This window comes from Adlercreutzia caecimuris B7 (genome assembly GCF_000403355.2).
Classification (GTDB): Bacteria; Actinomycetota; Coriobacteriia; order Coriobacteriales; family Eggerthellaceae; genus Adlercreutzia; species Adlercreutzia caecimuris.
In genome coordinates this window covers 2,639,454-2,656,827 of record NZ_KE159646.1, presented here as the reverse complement: position 1 = coordinate 2,656,827, position 17,374 = coordinate 2,639,454, and the positions used below count along the sequence as shown (strand labels likewise).

17 protein-coding genes are annotated in these 17,374 nt (G+C 66.5%); 2 read left to right on the top strand and 15 right to left on the bottom strand.

Features of this window, described 5'->3' with window-relative positions; all coding sequences use genetic code 11:
• Positions 1–271 precede the first annotated feature (271 nt).
• From C811_RS14470 to argC, 4 genes are all read right to left on the bottom strand, one after another.
• On the bottom strand, positions 272–1,507 hold the full coding sequence (locus C811_RS14470; protein WP_016310444.1) for an aminotransferase class III-fold pyridoxal phosphate-dependent enzyme: 1,236 nt from the start codon (positions 1,505–1,507) through the stop codon (positions 272–274).
• Positions 1,508–1,517: 10 nt separating this feature from the next.
• Complete coding sequence (argB, locus tag C811_RS14465) at positions 1,518–2,465, bottom strand: acetylglutamate kinase (protein ID WP_016310443.1); 948 nt, start codon at positions 2,463–2,465, stop codon at positions 1,518–1,520.
• Positions 2,462–3,757, bottom strand: a complete 1,296-nt coding sequence (gene argJ / locus C811_RS14460; protein ID WP_016310442.1) for a bifunctional glutamate N-acetyltransferase/amino-acid acetyltransferase ArgJ — start codon at positions 3,755–3,757, stop codon at positions 2,462–2,464. The genes argB and argJ overlap by 4 nt, the downstream gene beginning before the upstream one ends.
• Before the next feature lie 74 nt (positions 3,758–3,831).
• Entirely contained in the window at positions 3,832–4,890 is a 1,059-nt protein-coding gene (gene argC / locus C811_RS14455; RefSeq protein WP_016310441.1) for an N-acetyl-gamma-glutamyl-phosphate reductase, read from the bottom strand.
• Between the two features lie 348 nt (positions 4,891–5,238).
• Here argC and C811_RS14450 point away from each other — a divergent pair, with 348 nt between their 5' ends.
• Positions 5,239–5,667, top strand: coding sequence for an FKBP-type peptidyl-prolyl cis-trans isomerase (locus tag C811_RS14450; protein WP_016310440.1), 429 nt, complete (start codon positions 5,239–5,241; stop codon positions 5,665–5,667).
• A 109-nt stretch (positions 5,668–5,776) separates the two neighbouring features.
• Here C811_RS14450 and C811_RS14445 read toward each other — a convergent pair whose 3' ends face one another.
• The 3 genes from C811_RS14445 to C811_RS14435 form a co-directional block, all read right to left on the bottom strand.
• Positions 5,777–6,055, bottom strand: a complete 279-nt coding sequence (locus tag C811_RS14445; protein WP_016310439.1) for a hypothetical protein — start codon at positions 6,053–6,055, stop codon at positions 5,777–5,779.
• Between the two features lie 247 nt (positions 6,056–6,302).
• Positions 6,303–7,448 (bottom strand): helix-turn-helix domain-containing protein, encoded by a 1,146-nt coding sequence (locus tag C811_RS14440; protein ID WP_016310438.1) that lies wholly within the window; start codon positions 7,446–7,448, stop codon positions 6,303–6,305.
• Positions 7,449–7,648: 200 nt separating this feature from the next.
• Positions 7,649–9,124 (bottom strand): U32 family peptidase, encoded by a 1,476-nt coding sequence (locus tag C811_RS14435; protein WP_016310437.1) that lies wholly within the window; start codon positions 9,122–9,124, stop codon positions 7,649–7,651.
• A 276-nt stretch (positions 9,125–9,400) separates the two neighbouring features.
• On the opposite strand from C811_RS14435, the gene C811_RS14430 reads away from it, so the two are divergent.
• On the top strand, positions 9,401–10,081 hold the full coding sequence (locus C811_RS14430; RefSeq protein ID WP_016310436.1) for a TetR/AcrR family transcriptional regulator: 681 nt from the start codon (positions 9,401–9,403) through the stop codon (positions 10,079–10,081).
• 136 nt (positions 10,082–10,217) lie between these two features.
• Here the strand turns inward: C811_RS14430 and C811_RS14425 are convergent, their stop codons facing one another.
• The 8 genes from C811_RS14425 to ispF form a co-directional block, all read right to left on the bottom strand.
• Entirely contained in the window at positions 10,218–11,015 is a 798-nt protein-coding gene (locus tag C811_RS14425) for a hypothetical protein (RefSeq protein ID WP_016310435.1), read from the bottom strand.
• Positions 11,012–11,830, bottom strand: coding sequence for an ABC transporter ATP-binding protein (locus C811_RS0104195; protein WP_084811543.1), 819 nt, complete (start codon positions 11,828–11,830; stop codon positions 11,012–11,014). Before C811_RS0104195 ends, C811_RS14425 begins: the two co-directional genes overlap by 4 nt.
• Before the next feature lie 79 nt (positions 11,831–11,909).
• Positions 11,910–13,469, bottom strand: a complete 1,560-nt coding sequence (cysS, locus tag C811_RS14420; protein WP_016310433.1) for a cysteine--tRNA ligase — start codon at positions 13,467–13,469, stop codon at positions 11,910–11,912.
• Between the two features lie 83 nt (positions 13,470–13,552).
• Entirely contained in the window at positions 13,553–14,323 is a 771-nt protein-coding gene (locus C811_RS14415; RefSeq protein WP_016310432.1) for a GTP pyrophosphokinase, read from the bottom strand.
• A 109-nt stretch (positions 14,324–14,432) separates the two neighbouring features.
• Positions 14,433–15,125, bottom strand: a complete 693-nt coding sequence (locus C811_RS14410) for a hypothetical protein (protein ID WP_016310431.1) — start codon at positions 15,123–15,125, stop codon at positions 14,433–14,435.
• On the bottom strand, positions 15,070–15,696 hold the full coding sequence (locus tag C811_RS14405) for an RNA polymerase sigma factor (protein ID WP_016310430.1): 627 nt from the start codon (positions 15,694–15,696) through the stop codon (positions 15,070–15,072). The genes C811_RS14410 and C811_RS14405 overlap by 56 nt, the downstream gene beginning before the upstream one ends.
• Before the next feature lie 171 nt (positions 15,697–15,867).
• Positions 15,868–16,632 carry an Rpn family recombination-promoting nuclease/putative transposase gene (locus C811_RS14400; protein ID WP_198010045.1) on the bottom strand — a complete coding sequence of 255 codons (765 nt, stop codon included), beginning with the start codon at positions 16,630–16,632 and terminating at the stop codon, positions 15,868–15,870.
• A gap of 248 nt (positions 16,633–16,880) precedes the next feature.
• Complete coding sequence (gene ispF / locus C811_RS14395; RefSeq protein ID WP_016310428.1) at positions 16,881–17,372, bottom strand: 2-C-methyl-D-erythritol 2,4-cyclodiphosphate synthase; 492 nt, start codon at positions 17,370–17,372, stop codon at positions 16,881–16,883.
• Positions 17,373–17,374 lie beyond the last annotated feature (2 nt).

The window sequence follows — 17,374 nt, the reverse complement described above, 5'->3', positions numbered from 1 at the left end:
TGCTCGTCCTCTCGATTGCGCCCGGCCATCCGAGTTAGGGGGATCGGTGCCCCTTGGCCGTGGCGTTAGGCGGTATTATGCCCTTCATCGCTGAGCCGTCAACCCATAATTTGGAATTTTTTTCGGAAACGGTGATAAAATCATTGTGCAGAGCAGTGGTGCAATTGCACAAAAAATAGCCTTGTTCACCTGCGCAATTGCCAATAAGAAGAGAAGAGGGACGCTGCCTGTTGTGCAGCGTCCCTCTTGCGGCATGCTCCGTGTGCAGATTCTACAGCAGCGTGCGCAAACGCTCCACGAGCACATCCACGTCGTCGGTCGTGCAGATGAGCGGCGGCAGGAAGCGCAGCGTGTGCGGGCCGGTGGCGTTCAGCACAAGCCCCGCCTCGAGTCCTGCAGCTACCACATCGGGAGCGGCCGGCGCCTCGTGGGTGAGGTCGATGCCGTTCATAAGGCCGTATCCACGCACCTCCTGCACGTGGGGCAGGCCGGCGAGCTGCTCGCGCATGTAAGCGCCCACCTCCTGGATACGGGCCGCCGTGCCCGGCGCCAGCAGCGTCGTAAGCGTCGCGTGGGCCGCGGCCATGGCGATGTTCGAGCCGCCGAAGGTGGTGCCATGGTCGCCCGGGGCGAAGGTGTCGGCGATGGAGCCGCGGGCTGCACAGGCGCCGGCCACGATACCCGAGGCGATGCCCTTGGCCATAGTGACGATGTCGGGCAGCACGTCGAAGTTCTGGAAGCCGAAGGGCACGCCCGTGCGGAAAATGCCGCTCTGCACCTCGTCGCAGATCATAAGCGCCCCGTGCTCAGCGGTAAGCCGGCGGATGGCGCCGATGAACTCCTCGGTGCAGGGATGCACCCCGCTCTCGCCCTGGATGCACTCGATCATCACCGCGCAGATACGGTCGCCCTGGGTGGCGAACAGCTGCTCCAGGGCTTCCACATCGTTGATAGGCGTAGCGGTGAAACCGGCGGGCAGCGGCTGGAAGGCCTCCTGCTTGGCCGGCTGGGCCGTGGCGGCCAGCGTGGCCAGAGTGCGGCCGTGGAAGCTCTTGGCCAAGGTGACGATGAGGCGGGGCGCCAGTTCGGCGTCCTTCCCGGCCTCCTCGGTGCGACGGCGGGCGTACAGACGCGCCAGCTTGATGGCGCACTCGTTGGCCTCGGCACCGGAGTTCGCGAAGAAGGTCTTCCACACCTCGGGGTGTTCCACGCCAACCTCGGCGTTCAGCATGTTCGACAACAGCTGGGCCACTTCTCCGCGGTGCTCGATGTAGTAATAGTTGCTTACATGGATGAGCTTGGCAGCCTGGTCGCTCACGGCCTTCACAATGGCCGGCGGACAATGGCCGAGGCTGCACACGCCGATACCGGAGAGGAAGTCGAAGTATTCCTTGCCGGCATCGTCCACGAGCATCATACCGTGGCCTTCCACGAATTCCACGGGCTTGCGGGCGAAGGTGCCCATCACGTACTCGGCTTCCAGGGCCTTTTCTCGGGCGAGGGTCATGGGTGTCCTCCTAGCGATTCTCGATGAGCTTGGCAGCGAACTTGCCCACCGGCGACAAGTTCAGGAACTGGGCGGATGCCAGGCCGGTGACCATGGTGCCCATGCCGGAGTCGGTGAGCAGCTCGAGCAAGAGCGCATGGGGCACCGTGCCGTTGATGATGTGGGCGCCGTTCACCCCCGACTCCAGGGCGCGCACGCAGCTGGCGAGCTTGGGGATCATGCCCGAGGCCAGCTTGTCGCCGCGAATCATGGCCTCGGCCTCGCCAAGCGTCATCTCGGCGATGAGAGACGCCGGGTCGGGGTAGTTCTCGTACAGGCCGTCCACATCGGTGAGGAAGATGATCTTGTGGGCGCCGATGGCCGCGGCGATGTGCCCGGCGGCGATGTCGGCGTTCACGTTGTAGCAGCCGCCATCCTCGCCGATGGCGATGGAGGCGATGATGGGAATGTAGTCGTCGGCCACCAAGTCCTCGATGAGGGGCGTGTTGATGCGGGTGATCTTCCCCACGCGGCCAAGAGCCGGGTTGGCCTGCTCGGCCACGATGACGCCGGCATCGGTGCCCGATACGCCCACACCCATGTTGCCGTGGGCGTTCATGGCCTCCACGAGCTGCTGGTTCACCTCGCCGGTGAGCACCATGCGCACAAGCCCCATGGCCTGATCGGTGGTGACGCGCTGGCCGTCGACGAACTCCACGGGAATGTCGAACTTGTCGAACACGCGATTGATGGCCTTGCCGCCGCCGTGCACGAGCACCGGGTTGATGCCGATGATCTTCAACAACACGATGTCGGCCATAACTTCGGCGGCAAGCTCCGGGTTCTCCATGGCCGAGCCGCCGTACTTGATGACGATAGTCTTGCCCGTGACCTGCTTGATCCAGGGCATGGCCTCGTAGAGAATTTCGCCGGCAGTGCTGGAAGGACCGTCGGCACGAACATCGCTTGCGTACTTCATGAGCGGTAGTCTCCGTTGATCGTCACGTACTCGTGGGAGAAGTCGCAGGTCCACATGGTCGTGGACTCCTCCCCCGCATGCAGGTCCACTTCAATGGCCACCTCCGGCTCCTCGAAGCGGCGCAGCGCCTCATCCTCGTCGAAGTCGACCACGAGGCCGGCGCGGCATACGGGCAGCCCCAGTATATCGATATCCACGTCCTCCTGGCTGAAGCGGGCCCCCGAACGTCCGAGGGCGGCGGCAACGCGGCCCCAGTTGGCATCGTGGCCGTACACGGCCGTCTTCACGAGCGGCGAGTTGGCCACCGTGCGGGCCGCGGCGTCGGCGTCATCAGCGGTGGCGGCCCCGCGCACCGTGACGGTGATGAGGCGCGTGGCTCCCTCGCCGTCGGCGGCCATGGCGCGAGCGAGGGTGCAGGCGAGCTCGTCGAGGGCCTCTTGGAAGGCGGCGAAGGCCGGGGTGCCCGGAGTGAAAGTCGGGCCGCCTGGCGCCGCCGCGCCCGAGGCGAGGGCGAAGCAGGTGTCGTTAGTGGAAGTGTCGGAATCAACGGTGACCTTGTTGAAGCTGCGGTTCACCGAGGCCGTGAGGGCCGCCGACAGGTCGGGCGGGGTGAGGGGCGCATCGGTGGTGATGACGGCGATCATGGTAGCCATGTTCGGCATGATCATGCCGGCTCCCTTGGCCATGGCTCCCACGGTGAATGTGGCGCCGGGGTAGCCGATACCGTCGCCCGAAAAGGCGACGGCGCCGTGCTTGGGGCGTGTGTCGGTGGTCATGATGGCCCGAGCCGCCGCAAGGCCCTGGTCCGCGCGCGCCTCGGGCCCGTCAGCCGCGGCCAGGGCCGCCAGGGCCGCTGGCACGCCGGTGGCGAAGGGCTCCAGGCGCAGGTGCTGGCCGATGACGCCCGTGGAGGCCACGAGCACCTCGGCAGCGGGGCAGCCCACGGCCTCCCCCACCAACTCGCAGGTCTCGCGGGCCGCTTCCAAGCCGCGCTCGCCCGTGGCGGCGTTCGCGATGCCGGAGTTGATCACGACGGCGCGGGCGCAGCCGTAGGCGGGCTGGCCGGGCGCCCCCTCGTCCAAGTGCTCGCGGGACACGCGCACCGGAGCGGCACAGAACACGTTGGTGGTGAAGGTGGCCGCCGCAGCACAGGGCTCGTCGGCCACCACGAGGGCCATGTCGAGCCGCTCGGGATCGGGCCTGAAGCCCGCATGCACGCCGATGGCGGAAAAGCCGCGGGCGCTGGCGGGGCTACCGGCGGGATTGAACACCAGCTTCACGGAATCGGTCATGGGTTGCTCCCCTTCCTTTCTGCGGGACGCCGCACCCGGCCGCACCTTCGGGCGACCGACGGCTTCTCTTGCTGCTACACGGGGTTGGCGATCTCTTCTAAACCGCAAGTCTCGGGCAGGCCGAACACGATGTTGGCGCACTGCACGCCCTGGCCGGCGGCGCCCTTGCCCAGGTTGTCGATGGCGCCCGTGGCTACGATCAGGCCCGCAGGGTGCACGGCCACGCCCACCTGGGCGCGGCAGGTGCCAGCCACCGAGGCGGTGCGGGGCTGCACGCCGGCATCCATAACGGACACGAGCGGGCTTTCCGCGTAGAAGTCGCGGTAGAGGGCCACGAGCTCTTCGGTGGCCGGGGCGGCGCCCGGCGCCAGCGGCAGCGTCACCGTGGACAAGAGGCCGCGGTTCAGCGGGGCCAGGTGCGGGGTGAACACGAGGCGGCCCTGCAACCCCAAGATCTGCTCGATCTCGGGGGTGTGGCGGTGGGTGCCCACGCCGTAGGCCTCCACGTTCTCGTTGGCGAAGCAGAAGTGCGTGCGCTCAGTGGCCTTCTTACCCGCGCCCGTCACGCCGGAGACGGCATCGGCCACCACGGGCGCCGCGCCGTCCACGAGCCCCGCGCAGATAGCGGGGGCGGCGGCCAGGGACGTGGCCGTGGGGTAGCAGCCAGCGCAGCCCACGAGCACCGCCTCGCCGGCCGCGCGGCGCTCAGCCGCAGCCGCCAGCTCGTCGCCGGTGAGCTCGGGCAGGCCGAAGGCGGCCTGGGCCAGAAGGTCGGGGGCGGTATGGGGTGCGTACCACTGCTCGTAGACGGCCGGATCCTTCAGGCGGAAGTCGGCCGACAGGTCGATAACGGTGACGCCGACGGCGATAAGCGCCGGGGCCATTCCCATGGCCGCCTTGTGGGGCACGGCCAGAAACACCACGTCGCAAGCACCCAGGTCGGTGCCCTCGTGGGTGGAGAATGCCAGATCGGTCACGCCGGTAAAGGCGGGGTATACCTGAGCGATGGGGGTGCCGGCCAGGGCATCGGAGGTAGCGGCTGCCAATTCGAACTCGGGATGGCGCGTCAGAATGCGCACCAACTCGATGCCGGCGAACCCGGCCGCTCCCACAACTCCCGCACGATAGGTCATAGCGACTCCGTTCCTTGTGCACACGCATAAATTGCGAGCGTTTCACTTGTTGTTTCATCATACTCCCTCTGCACCGCCCTGGGGAGGGAAATGCGGAGGTTCGCACCACTTGCCGCCACGCAATTTGTACATAACTCGCCTTTTTAAGCAAGGCTTTGAACTGGGGATATCTGGTATTTCCGCAGGTAGGTATAGGTTTTCCGATTTGTCTAAAAAGACGAGATATGCACAATCGCCGTGGCGCATTCTCCAGTTTGTGACAACTTGGAGCAGGTTGTCGCCCCGCTCGCCGCGCATCCTTCCCTTCCGTTAGACTAGAGCGCACATCTTTTGGAAAGGAGCTCACCTATGAGCAACAAAGGCAAGAAGGTCAAGGTGCACTACACCGGCACGCTGGATGACGGCACGAAGTTCGATTCGTCCGTGGACCGCGGCGAGCCCATCGAGTTCACCTGCATGGCCGGCCAGATGATCCCCGGCTTCGACGCCGCCGTGGAGGATATGGCCGTGGGCGAGAAGAAGACCGTGCACATCCCGGCCGCCGAGGCCTATGGCGAGCGCAACGATGAGATGGTGCAGAAGGTGCCGGCGGACCAGATTCCCAACGCCGACCAGCTGCCGGTGGGCCAGACCGTGTACATGATGGGCCCGGGCGGCCAGCCCTTCCCCGTGTTCGTGGAGTCCATCGAGGACGGTATCGTCACCTTCGACATGAACCACGAGCTGGCGGGCAAGGACCTGAACTTCGACATCGAGCTGGTGGAGGTGGAGGACTAGCCTCGGCGCTGCCGCACCCCCCCCCGTTCATGCAACGACCCCGTCGATATTCGGCGGGGTCGTTTACGTTCGGGGAAATCTCCGGCGGCGAGACCCCAGGCCGGCACGCCTAGGCAAGCGCCTCTTGAGCGGGAGCGAACGTATCGGAAGCGGCAACGGACGTTGCGGACTTCTGAGGGAAGAGGCCCTTGAAGGCGTTGGGCAGGGCGGCCCAGATGCCGACCTGGGGCACGGCGTCGGCCTCCACGAGGGAACACACAGCGTCGGAGGCGACTTTTGAGCTGATGCCCATATGCGCGAAGCGCTGCTCCAACTTGGCGCAATAGGCGGCGTCGGCGGCATCAAGGTTGGCAATGGCGGAAGTGGCCTGATCATTGAAGAGTTTCATGGTAGTTCTCCTTTCGACGCCGCCTAGTTTAGGGGCAGGATGAGGGTCATCGTTTAGTCGATCGGACGAACCGCCGGGCAGCTGATTGTGCAGATGCACAACGGGCGCCGGCAATGATCTGGGCAGCGGGGCACAAGCCGAGGGGCTCGCGGCGGTATCGCGGGGCGCGAGCAGCGGGGCGCAGGGACGGCGCGGGAGCGGGCAGGCGCGGGCGGGCGCCCGCTCCCTCCCCGACGCGGGCCCGCACTCAGGCCAGGTACACCAGCTGCAGGAGAGCCGCCAGCTCGCGGTCAGTAAGGTCTTGGACAGCCAGGACCTCCTTGATCTTCTTCAGGCGGTAGCGCACGGTATTGGGATGCTGGAAGAGCGCCTCGGCCGTGCGGCTCACCTCGCCGCAGGCAGCGGCAAAGGCCTGGGCGGTGACACCCAAATCGCTGTCGTGCTCGGCATCGTAGTCGAACAGCAGCGAGCGCATGAGATCGGCCGAGCGGGCATAGAGCCGGTCAGTGCGGGCAGCGGCGCGGAAGGCGTCGAAGCGCAGGGTAGTCCAGCGCACGATGCCGCCCTCGACGTGAGCGGTGCGCAGGGCGGCCATGGCCTGGCGCAGGGCCAGATCGCCCTCGCCGAGGCTCACCTCCTGGCTGATGCCGCACACGAGGGGGCCGGCCGTGGCGATGCACTTCGCCAGGTCGGCATCGGAAATGGCGATGGCCTTCAGCGGCGGGCGCTTAAAGGAGACAAAGCCCAGGATCATGGCGCGGTAGCGGCACACGAACGTGCGCTCCACATCGCTCCAGCGATCCCCGTAGGCAGCGAGCACCCCTTCCACCACCTTCTGCAGGGCCCGCAGCGAGGCATCGTCCTCGGTGACCGCCTGGATGGCCAGGCACTGAATAGTGGCCCCCGTCACCCCGGCGATGGTGAAGAAGGTAGAGCGCACGGCCTGCTCATCGGAAGGAGCCAGCATAAGGTCGATGAGGTGGTTGCGCTCCCACTCGGCCGCATCGTCGTCAAGGGCATTCATGAGGTCGGCAATGACGCGCTCCATGTAGCGGCCCTCGTAGAAGAACACGGGCACGCCGCGCTCGGCGGAGGCGGCGACCACCTTCTCGGGGAGAGCCTTCAACGCCACGGGCTTCACGGCGACGGCGGCCACATCGCGCTCGATGAGCGCCAGCAGCGCCTCCTCGGCCAGATCGGGATGCATGGCGGCGAAACCGAGCGTGGTGAAGATGAACTCGCCGCGCTCGAAAAGGTCGTAGCTGCCCGTGAAAGGCTCGTGGTCCAGGGTGCCCACGCCCACCACCTCGCGGGATGCGGCCCCCTCGCAGGGCGCCGCAAGCCAAATGCGATCGAAGGCCCTCATATTCATGACGTCGCCGACGGTAATCACGGCCGCACCCCTCTCTCGTTGCTCTTGGGAGCATCCTAGCACGGCGGGGCGGTCGCTTCCGGCGGGGCGGGAAAGTTTCTGCGCCCCAGCGGCACCCCTGCGCGATGTCGAACCTCTCCGCAAGAGGGCGCGAACGCGCGGGGCACACCCCCCTTCGCCCCCGCGAGGCGGCCGCGCCGTAACAGCGCGGAGCGAGGGGCTTAGGCCCCGTGGCGGGCAGAACGGCGGAAAGTGCGCTTGCGCAGGAAGGAACCGGGGGGCACGGGGCCGTCCACCGCGATCCGATACAGATTGCAGGACCGGTTGGCCGCAGCGGCCGGCTCCCAGTCGGCGGCGGTGGCGCGGGCGAGGGCCTCTTCCACCGTGGAGGGGGCATCCTCGTCGTGGTTGTCGGGACCGAAGGTAGAAAGCCAGCAGAGGTCGCGCACGGCCACAGCGCGCGTCGGCTCATGGGGCGCGAGGATTTCCAGCTCGTCGCGTTCCGCGAACCGGTTGCGGCAGAGGACGTACAGGTAACGGGCGCCCTCCTCTGCCAGGTGGCGCGGGCGCGACCCTTGGCCCGCAACCGCCCCCGACCCTTCCCCGCAAGCAGGCGCACAGGCCACCACATCGGCCACGTGCATGGTCTCCTGCTCGTAGCCGTCATAGGCGCAGGCCTGCTTGGCCTCGTCGAAGTAGAAGCCCGTGCCGTAGGGGCGGTGGGACACGGCCGCAAGCTCGGCGGCCACGGCCTCGGACGGCTCGCCATCGAGCACACGGCGGTAGGCCCCCACCACCGTGGCCACGTAGAAGGCCTTCTTGTTGCGCCCCTCGATTTTGATGGAATTCACACCCGCATCGGCCAGAGCCCGCAGGTGGGCGAGCATGTTCAGGTCCTTCGCGTTCATGATGAAGGTGCCGCGCCCGTCCTCTTCTATGGGGAAGAACTCGCCGGGACGCTTCTCCTCCTCCAGCAGGAATTCTGACACAGGATGCAGGTTCTCCGAAACCGGTCCCGCACCGGCATTTTCCGCCGCCAGAACGCCCGTACCCGCCGTGCCCAGCGAGTAGCTCCAACGGCAGGGCTGGGTGCAGTGGCCCTTGTTGCCGGATCGGCCCGTGAGGTAGCTGCTGATGAGGCAGCGGCCCGACACGGCCATGCACATGGCACCGTGGGCGAAGGCCTCGATCTCCAGCTCGGGCGGCGCATCTTGGCGCAAGCGGGCGATGTCGGCCAAGCTCATCTCGCGGGCGCACACCACGCGGCTCGCCCCCAGGCTGTGCCACACCCGGGCCGCCGCGCCGTTGGCCACCGAGGCCTGGGTGCTCACGTGGCGCTCCACCCGCGGCGCCACTTCCCCCGCGATGGCGAAGGCGCCCAAGTCCCCGATGATGAAGGCGTCCACCCCGGCCGCATCCAGGGCACGAAAGAACGCCGGCAAGCCGTCGATGTCGTCCGGATGCATGAGGATATTGCAGGTGACGTGCACCTTCACACCGTGCTCATGGGCATAGGCCACCGCTGCGGGAATCTCGTCCAGGGCGAAGTTCGCCGCCCGGGCCCGCATGCCGAACCTATCGGCCGCCAGGTACACCGCATCGGCCCCGAAGGCCACCGCGGCCCGCAGCTGCTCCATCCCACCGGCAGGCGCCAGCAGTTCCATCGGAATGGGCGGCAACGGATATTGGGCAGACACGGGAACCTCGCTTCGTCACGGAAAAACAGAGGCTCCCATTATAGAAGATAGCCGCAAACCCCTTCGCAAAACGGGTCAACGGGATAGAATGGGCAGAGGTTGACCGGCGGGTCAAGCAAGAAAACCCCCGCGGGCGCGAGGCGGATACGGTCTCTCTCGTAGCGCAGGCTGCGCCTGCATCTCAAACAAGGCGCCCCGTCAGTACCTGTTGATTACGCGGGCACAGCCCGCACTACGGCGCATGCCCGCACCGTAAGACGCAAGAAGGAGGCGACCATGGCCCGAAACGCAATCGAAGGTGACCGGCACGGCGACTTCGACGCACTGCCAGTCGAGCGGCAGGAAACCATCATGCGGGCGTCCATCGAGGGCTTCGGCCGCCACGACTACAAAGGGGCCTCCACCGAGGAGATCGCGCGACGGGCCGGCATGTCCAAAGGGCTTCTGTTCTTCTACTTCCGCAACAAGAGCTCCCTGTATGTGCGCACCCTGGATTACCTGATGGAGCGGGCCGTGGACTGGGTGGTGGACGACGAGTTCCGCGCCATCGACGACTTCTTCGACCTGCTGGAGTACGCCGGGGCGCAGAAGCTGGCCCTCATGGGGCGGTGGCCCTGGGTCTTCGAGTTCTCGCTGCGGGCCTTCTACGCCGATCACCGGGATATTCGCGAAACGGTGGCGAAGTGGATGACCCGGCAGGTGGACATCTTGTACGACCAGTTCATGGCGAACGTGGACTTCACACGGTTCCGCGACGGGGTGGACCCGCGCGAGGTGCTGGACATGCTCATCATGATGGGCGACGGCTATTTGCACCAGCACCTCTCCAGCCGCGAGCCCATCGACGTGGCCGCTTTCCAGGCCGCCTACCACCAGTGGTGCGCCATCATGCGCCACTGGGCCTACAAGCCGGAATATCTGGATGGAAGAGGTGGGGACCGGAAGCACACTTCGTAGGGGCGAGCTCCCGCTCGCCCGTGGGCCCGGGATTGCCGGCGCTTCGCGATAGCTCGGCGAGCTTCGGGGACGAGGGCGACCAGGAGGTCGCCCCTACGGATGCGGAGGTCGCCCCTACGGGTGCGGCTGCAACTCCCTATAGGCTGAAATCGCGGCGGCAGAAGCGGGCGACGCCTAGGGCGAACAGGGCCGCGGCGACCACACCGAGGACGACGGCGCCGGCGATGGCTCCCCCATCGGCCGCCGCCAGGCCGTAGGCGTCGTAGAGCGCCAGCGGCGAGAGGTCGGCAACCCACGCGAGGCCCTTCCCCACCGCGCCGGCCGTGCCCATGAGCAGGAACACCGCACACGCCCCGGCACCGCCCCACAGCGCCAGGCCCGTATGCTGGAAGCAGCAGGCCGAGGCGAAGCAGAGAGCGGCCACGAACAGGCCGAGAGCCACCAGCCCCGCATTGGCCCGGGCGAGGGCCGCGCCATCCAACTCTCCGGGGAACAGCGCCTCGCAGGCAATCACTTCCGCGCCCCACGACAGGCCCACGACAATGGCCACCGCCGCCACTTCCACCGCCACGAAGGTGAGCGCGAGGGACAGCCGCGAGCGGGGCGCGGCGAGCAGCCACGCGAGCGACCCGTCGCGCACCGGCCCCACCACGAGGCGCTGGGCCAGGTAGGCCGCCATGAGCACGAGGGTGCCGGTGAACAAGAAGCCGTACAGGTAGTTCAGCAGGAAGTCGAGCAGCGTCGCGGAGGGGTTCGCCATGCCGAAGGCCTCGAAGAGCTCGGGCATGGCCGCCTGCATGAGCTGGATGCTCTCGCTCACCTCGGGGTCGTACAGATACGCCACCATGGCGATGTAGAACGCGAGCACGACCACGATGGCCGCCATCACGGCCGCCGCGCTGCGCAGGCTACGCTTGAACAACGTCGCGCTCATCGGACACCCCCTCTCTCCGACGAGGCTGGGGAACGCCCCAGGTCGACGGAGTCAGACGGCGCGGCGGAGCGATTCCCGGCGGCGCGCCCTTCCGCGGCATCGCCCCAGCGGCGGCGCAGCGCCTCGGCGCCGTACAGGTGCTCCAAGGTGGCATCCAGGGTGAGATCAGCCGCGCAGGCCTCGGACGTCAGGCGCCCCGAGCGCACGAACAGCGCCCGATCGCAGGTGCCCTCCACCTCGCCGAGCACGTGCGACGACAGCAGGATGGTGGCGCCCCGGCGCTTCTCGGCCCGCACCAGCTCCACGAAGCGGCGCTGCATGAGCAGGTCGAGGCCGCTCGTGGGCTCGTCGAGCAGCAGCACCGCCGGCCCGTGCATGAACGCCGCCACGATGCCCACCTTCTGCCGCGTGCCCTTCGACATGGCCCGCAGCTTGGCCGACGGGTCCAGCTCGAAGTAGTCGATGAGCGCGTTGGCGCGGCAAGGCAGCGCGGTGCCCCGCATGCCCGCCACGAAGGCCAAAAAGGAGCGGCCGGTCATGTCGCCCGGCAGGGCCAGCTCGCCGGGTAGGTAGCCCACCTCGCGCTGAATGGCCGCCCGATCGGCGAAGCAATCGCGCCCGGCAATGGCCACGCGCCCCGCGCCGGGCCGCACGAATCCCATGAGCAGGCGCATGGTGACGGACTTCCCCGCCCCGTTCGCGCCGAGGAAACCCACGACCTCCCCGCGGCCCACGGCGAAGGACAGGTCGAACACCCCGCGTCCTCCCCCGTAGTCCTTCGTTGCCCGATCCAGTTGGATAATCGGCTCCATCATGCTCCTTCCGCCGTTTTCCAAGATCAACACCTACTCTACGCCGTTGACCCGTTTTCGGAAGGGGCTCTTTCGCGATGTCCTACCCCTCGTAGCTCACGCGGGCGCCCTGGGGGGTGTCCTCGATGGTGAAGCCGAGGGCGGCCAGGCCGTCGCGCACGCCGTCGGCCACGGCCCACCTCTTCTCGGCACGGGCGGTGGCGCGGGCCTCGAGCAGATGGGCCACGGCGATCTCGGGGTCGTCGCCTTCGTAGCCGGCCAGGTCGGCGGCCAGGGCCACCACCTCCACGGGATAGGCCGCCCCCGCCTCGGCGGCGGCCACGTCGATGCCGAGCACGTCCATGAGCTCGACGATGGCATCCCGGGCGGCGCGGCCGGCCGCAGCCTCCTCGGCCGCCAGCACGGTCGCATCGGCCACAAGGGCGTTCACATCGCTCACGAAGGAGAAGATCTCACCCAGGGCCGCCGGGGCGTTGAAGTCGTCGTCCATGGCCTCGGTGAAGTTGGCCCGCAGCACGGCCACGCGATCGGTCAGCGCCGCCGCATCCAGCACGGCCGCAAGCTCGCCCTCGGCGGTTTCCGGGGCCAGAGCCGCCTCGCCGCGGGGCGTGCCCGTTTCCAGCAGCCAGTCGAGGGCGCGCACGGCGTTCTCGATGCGCGTGAGGGCCGCGTCGGCCTCGTTCACGCGCTGCTCGCCGAACACAAGCGGGCTGCGGTAGTGGCTCTGCAGCATGAGCATGCGCAGAGCCGCCGGGCGCACCTGCTCCAGCACCTCGTGCAGCAGCAGGAAGTTGTTCAGCGACTTCGACATCTTCTCGGTCTCGCCGGTCTCGGCGTTGGCGATCTGCAGCATGCCGGAGTGCATCCAGTAGTTGGCAAAGGTGCTGTCGCAGGCGCACTCGGACTGAGCGCGCTCGTTCTCGTGGTGCGGGAACACCAGATCGGCCCCGCCGCCGTGAATGTCGAAGGGCAGTCCCAGGTACTTCTCGGACATGGCCGAGCACTCGATGTGCCAACCGGGGCGACCCGCGCCCCAGGGAGAGGGCCAGGCCGGCTCGCCGGGCTTGGCCGCCTTCCACAGGGCGAAGTCCAGCTCGTCGCGCTTGCGGTCTTCCAGGCCCTGGCCGTCGGCTCGCAGCTCGCGGTGACCGCTTTCCGCCTCGTCCACGTCGCGGCCCGAAAGCTGCCCGTAACCCGGGTAGGAGCGCACATCGAAGTACACGTCGCCCTCGGCCGCATAGGCATGTCCGCGCTCGATGAGGCGCTCGATGAGCGCGATCATGGTATCGATCTCTTCGGTGGCCTTGGGGCGAATGTCGGGGTCCTGTACGCCGGCGGCCCGCATATCCTCGATGAACAGGCGCGTGTACTCCTCGGCCACCTCGGCGGCGGTGCGGTCCTCCTCGCCGGCGCGCTTGATGATCTTGTCGTCCACGTCGGTCACGTTCTGCACAAAGGTGACCTCGAAGCCGCGCCAGCTGAGGTAGCGGCGGATCATGTCGAAGGAGATGAAGGTGCGCGCATTGCCGATGTGGATGCGGTTGTACACCGTGGGGCCGCACACGTACATGGCCACCTTCCCCGGCTTTACCGGCTCGAAATCCACTTTCTGGCGCAGGCGCGTATCGTACAGCTTAATCATGAATGAGCTCCTTAAGCGAACTAGCTAATAGGAGCATTGTAGCGCAACCCCAACACCGCCACAGGCGCAGGGCCGGAAAGGAACTACTTCTCCCCGTCGTCGAGGTAGTTGCGCAGGGCCTGCATGCGGGCGTCCAAATCGGCGGCAGCGTCGGCCAAGTCGGCCAGCTCCGCGGCCACGGCGGCGGCCTCTTCCTCGGACAGATCCTTCTTGTAGCGCAGCTGGTGCTCCAGCGAGGCCCAGAAGTTCATGGAGATGGTGCGCAGCTGCACCTCCACTTTCACGCAACGCTTCTCATGCTCTAGGAAGATAGGCACCTCTATGATGAGGTGAAGACTGCGGTACCCGCTCGGCTTCGGAGCGGCCACGTAGTCGCGACGCTCGATGAGCACCACGTCATCCTGGGCCAACAGCGATTCGGCCAGGGCAAACATATCCTCGGGGAAGGTGCACACCACACGCACGCCAGCCACGTCGAAGATGTTCTGCTCGATGGAGTCCACCGACATGGGGAACCCCTTGCGCACGAGCTTCTTCGCCAGGCTGTCGGTGCTCTTCAAGCGCGACTTGATGGACTCGATGGGATTGCGATCGTGCTGCAGGCCGAACTCGGCGTCCAGCACGCGGAACTTCGTCTCCACCTCCATCATGGCGCATTCGTAGTAGGTCATAAGCCGCCGGTAGGGAGCAAAGTTGCGCTCCAGCATAGCGGAGAACTCGTCGCTGCCGGCAAGGCGCGCGAGCATTTGGCTCGCAAGCTCTTCGCGCTGCTCATGCAGGGTATCGAGCGCGCTCTGTCCCTCGCGCAGGCGCACCACCGCGTGATTGAAGACCCGTTCGGCCCGCTTCGCCATGGTGTTTCTCCCTTCCCCGCTTGGGGCTTACGACCCCATGAAAATCTCCCGCACCCGATGATCCAGGTGCGGGAGATTATAGCCGACCCATGCCGTCGGGCGCCGAACTCTACTGGGCCTCCACGCTCGCGGCGGGGGACGCCTCGGCGGAGGTGCCGAGCGCATCGGCCTCCGCCTGAACGCTCGCGTGCCAGTTGCCCGGCTCGCCGCTCACCTGGTAGACGTAGGTGGCGCCGTCCATCTCGAAGGTGCCGGTCGCGCTGCCCTGGGCCTTGATCTGGTCGGTGATGTCGATGGGCTCCGCCTGGGAGCCGTCACCGGGCACCAGGAGCACGTGGCCGTCGTCGGATTCCAGCACCATGCCCTCGGCCGCGCCGTCAGCCGCATCGGTGCCCTCAGCGGTGTAGTCCTTGATCTCGTAGGCCATGTTCGAGAAATCGCCGTCTTCGGCGCTCATGGTCATGGCGATGTCGCCCCCTTCGCCAACGGCGTCCTCCACCGTGTACTCGACGGTGCCCATGGTGACATCGCCCTCCTGGCGCATCTGCACGTCCATTTCCACCGGCTCGCCGTTCACCCACACGGTGGCCTTCTCCACCCAGGTCTCGCCCGTAGCGGCGTAGCACACGCCGTTCGTCACCACGAACACACCGAGCAGACCGGCACAGGTCGCCGTGGCCAATCGCAGCGCTACACCGCGCTTCTTCGTCTTCTCCATAGGAATGCCCTTTACCTTTCCGATGAGGTCAGCAGAGGCATGGACCTCGCCCATCATGGCTTTGTACCGGTTGGCATTGTTCATCGTCCCATGCCTCCTTCAACGTTTGCTTGAGTAGTTTCCGCGCACGGACAAGACGGGTGCGCACCGTGGGCTCCTTAATGCCGAGCACCGCGGCTATCTCGCGGGTGCCCATATCCTCGAAGTAGAACAGGTGCACCACGATGCGGCACTTCTCGGGAAGCTCGCCGAGAGCTGCATAGAGCCGCTCGTGGGCAGACTCCGAGAACGCCGGCTCCTCATAGGGCGGCGTATCGGCGTCGCTCACCTCGCGCAGCTCCACGCGACGGTGCCACAGCGTGCGCCAGAGATTGCGGCACTCGTTCACCGTCACGCGGATGAGCCACGCCCGCAAGCGTTCGTCGGTTGCCGCGTTAGGGGCAGCGGAACGGCTGCTGCGCAGAGACCGGCCGCCATCGGCTTGCTCGGCGGCCGAAGCACGTCCGAGCCACACCGGCGGCTTCTCGTACAGCTTCAGGAACACCGCCTGCACGACGTCGTCGGCATCGGCGCCCCGCCGCGTCTGGTTGAGCGCGATGCGGTACACCATGTCGGCATAAGCGTCCACGATAGCTCTGAACTGGCGGTTGTCCACGTCACTTCCCTCTTGTCCGTCTGCAGGAGCGCCACCCTTCCCGTGCTAGCGATCGGGAAGGAGACGACCTGCGCGAAAGGCCCTTCAAGGGTAATACGCACAAGGCGGCGGAAATGTGCGGTTGTGGGAAAATTTTTCCGAGATGCGCGTCAAATGGCCCGCGCCGAGGGCCTAGAGTTCGAATTCCTCGAACAGGGCATCGCGGTAGGCGCTATCGTCGGCAGCGCGAAGAAGATCGTCGAGCCGACCAGCGGCAGACAGGCGCTGCGCCAGGGCGAGGAGGCGCGCCTCGCCCTGCTCAATTCCCTGCTCGATGCCCTCGGCCCTCGCCCGCTGACAGCGAATCTCGGTATCCTGTTCGTACGTAAGCACGCGATTCACCCACTCACGGTCCTGGTTGTACGTAAGAACGAGGGAGTCGATGTCGCGAGACAGCGCCCCATCGGCCTTCCCTGTTTGAACGTAGTGTAGCATGTCGCGCAAATCGGAGCGCGTCTCCGCCTCCCACGCGTGGGCGTTGAGCGCGAGCCAGTGCGAATCGTCCCCTATCTCCGCTCGCGGCCTCTCAAGGCAGGTCCGCTCGATACGGTACACAGGCGCGCCGGCCCCGTACGGATCGTAGCAGCAGACGAATACGACGAAGCTCTCGGGAAGCATATTGAAACCACATCCCGGCTCGAGCTCCCCGGCATCGATAACCGCCTGGTAGTAGCGCATGCGCCGGCCAAGCGAGGGCTCCCTCTCAACTTGCATCTCGATATCGTAGACCTTGCCGCCCTCTCGCGCGAACACGTCCATACGCACGCCCCGACTGGCTGCCGCCGGCTCTATTGCCTGCTCGGCGTTGAGATATTCGATACGGCCTATATCGAACCCGAGTATGGCCCTCAGCACACGGCGACATACGTCTTCCTCGCACATTACGCGGTTAAACATCCATCGATCCGAGAACGCAAGATTTTGGCTCCTCATGACACACTTCCTTCTGTTTCGACCGTTGAGAAGGAGAGCCTAGCATCTCAAAACCGCAGTTTCGTCGCCAGAGTGTCCCGCTGAGAACCGCACCCGAACCGTCCCGCTGCCGCATTGCAGTCGCATCGGAACCGCACCCAAACCGCACGGTTGCCGCACGACTGTCGCATTCGCGTGCAAACGGGGCTGCCAGGTGCTCGGGAAAGCCGCCCCTACCCCTCTCGGTACACCAGGCAGGTGGCGTAGGCGGTGATGCCCTCCTCGCGGCCCTCCGGGCCTAAGTGCTCGGTGGTGGTGGCCTTCACGCCTACGTTCTCCACGGGAAGGCCCATGGCGGCGGCCAGGTTCTCGCGCATGGCCTCGCGATAGGGGGAGAGCTTCGGCGCTTGGGCGGCGATGACGCTGTCCACATCGATGATCTGAAAGCCCCGCTCGCGCACGAAGCGGGCCACCTCGGCCAAAAGCTTCAGCGAATCGGCACCTTTGTAGGCCGGGTCGGTGTCGGGGAAGAGCTTACCGATGTCGCCCCCGCGCACCGCACCCAGCAGCGCGTCGGAGATGGCATGGGCCAGCACATCGGCATCGGAGTGCCCGTCAAGACCCTGGTAATGGGGAATATCCACCCCGCCCAAGATGAGCTTGCGCCCCTCGGCAAAGGCATGCACGTCCATCCCCAGCCCCGTGCGCAGATTGCGAATGTCCATTT

Excerpts from the sequence above, each read along its gene's own strand:
- ispF (WP_016310428.1), bottom strand. The coding sequence starts at position 17,372 with ATGGACATTCGCAATCTGCGCACGGGGCTGGGGATGGACGTGCATGCC.
- C811_RS14415 (WP_016310432.1), bottom strand. The coding sequence starts at position 14,323 with ATGGCGAAGCGGGCCGAACGGGTCTTCAATCACGCGGTGGTGCGCCTG.
- C811_RS14445 (WP_016310439.1), bottom strand. The coding sequence starts at position 6,055 with ATGAAACTCTTCAATGATCAGGCCACTTCCGCCATTGCCAACCTTGAT.
- C811_RS14400 (WP_198010045.1), bottom strand. The coding sequence starts at position 16,632 with ATGTTTAACCGCGTAATGTGCGAGGAAGACGTATGTCGCCGTGTGCTG.
- argB (WP_016310443.1), bottom strand. The coding sequence starts at position 2,465 with ATGAAGTACGCAAGCGATGTTCGTGCCGACGGTCCTTCCAGCACTGCC.
- C811_RS0104195 (WP_084811543.1), bottom strand. The coding sequence starts at position 11,830 with ATGATGGAGCCGATTATCCAACTGGATCGGGCAACGAAGGACTACGGG.
- argJ (WP_016310442.1), bottom strand. The coding sequence starts at position 3,757 with ATGACCGATTCCGTGAAGCTGGTGTTCAATCCCGCCGGTAGCCCCGCC.
- C811_RS14450 (WP_016310440.1), top strand. The coding sequence starts at position 5,239 with ATGAGCAACAAAGGCAAGAAGGTCAAGGTGCACTACACCGGCACGCTG.
- C811_RS14410 (WP_016310431.1), bottom strand. The coding sequence starts at position 15,125 with ATGAACAATGCCAACCGGTACAAAGCCATGATGGGCGAGGTCCATGCC.
- C811_RS14470 (WP_016310444.1), bottom strand. The coding sequence starts at position 1,507 with ATGACCCTCGCCCGAGAAAAGGCCCTGGAAGCCGAGTACGTGATGGGC.
- cysS (WP_016310433.1), bottom strand. The coding sequence starts at position 13,469 with ATGATTAAGCTGTACGATACGCGCCTGCGCCAGAAAGTGGATTTCGAG.
- argC (WP_016310441.1), bottom strand. The coding sequence starts at position 4,890 with ATGACCTATCGTGCGGGAGTTGTGGGAGCGGCCGGGTTCGCCGGCATC.
- C811_RS14425 (WP_016310435.1), bottom strand. The coding sequence starts at position 11,015 with ATGAGCGCGACGTTGTTCAAGCGTAGCCTGCGCAGCGCGGCGGCCGTG.
- C811_RS14430 (WP_016310436.1), top strand. The coding sequence starts at position 9,401 with ATGGCCCGAAACGCAATCGAAGGTGACCGGCACGGCGACTTCGACGCA.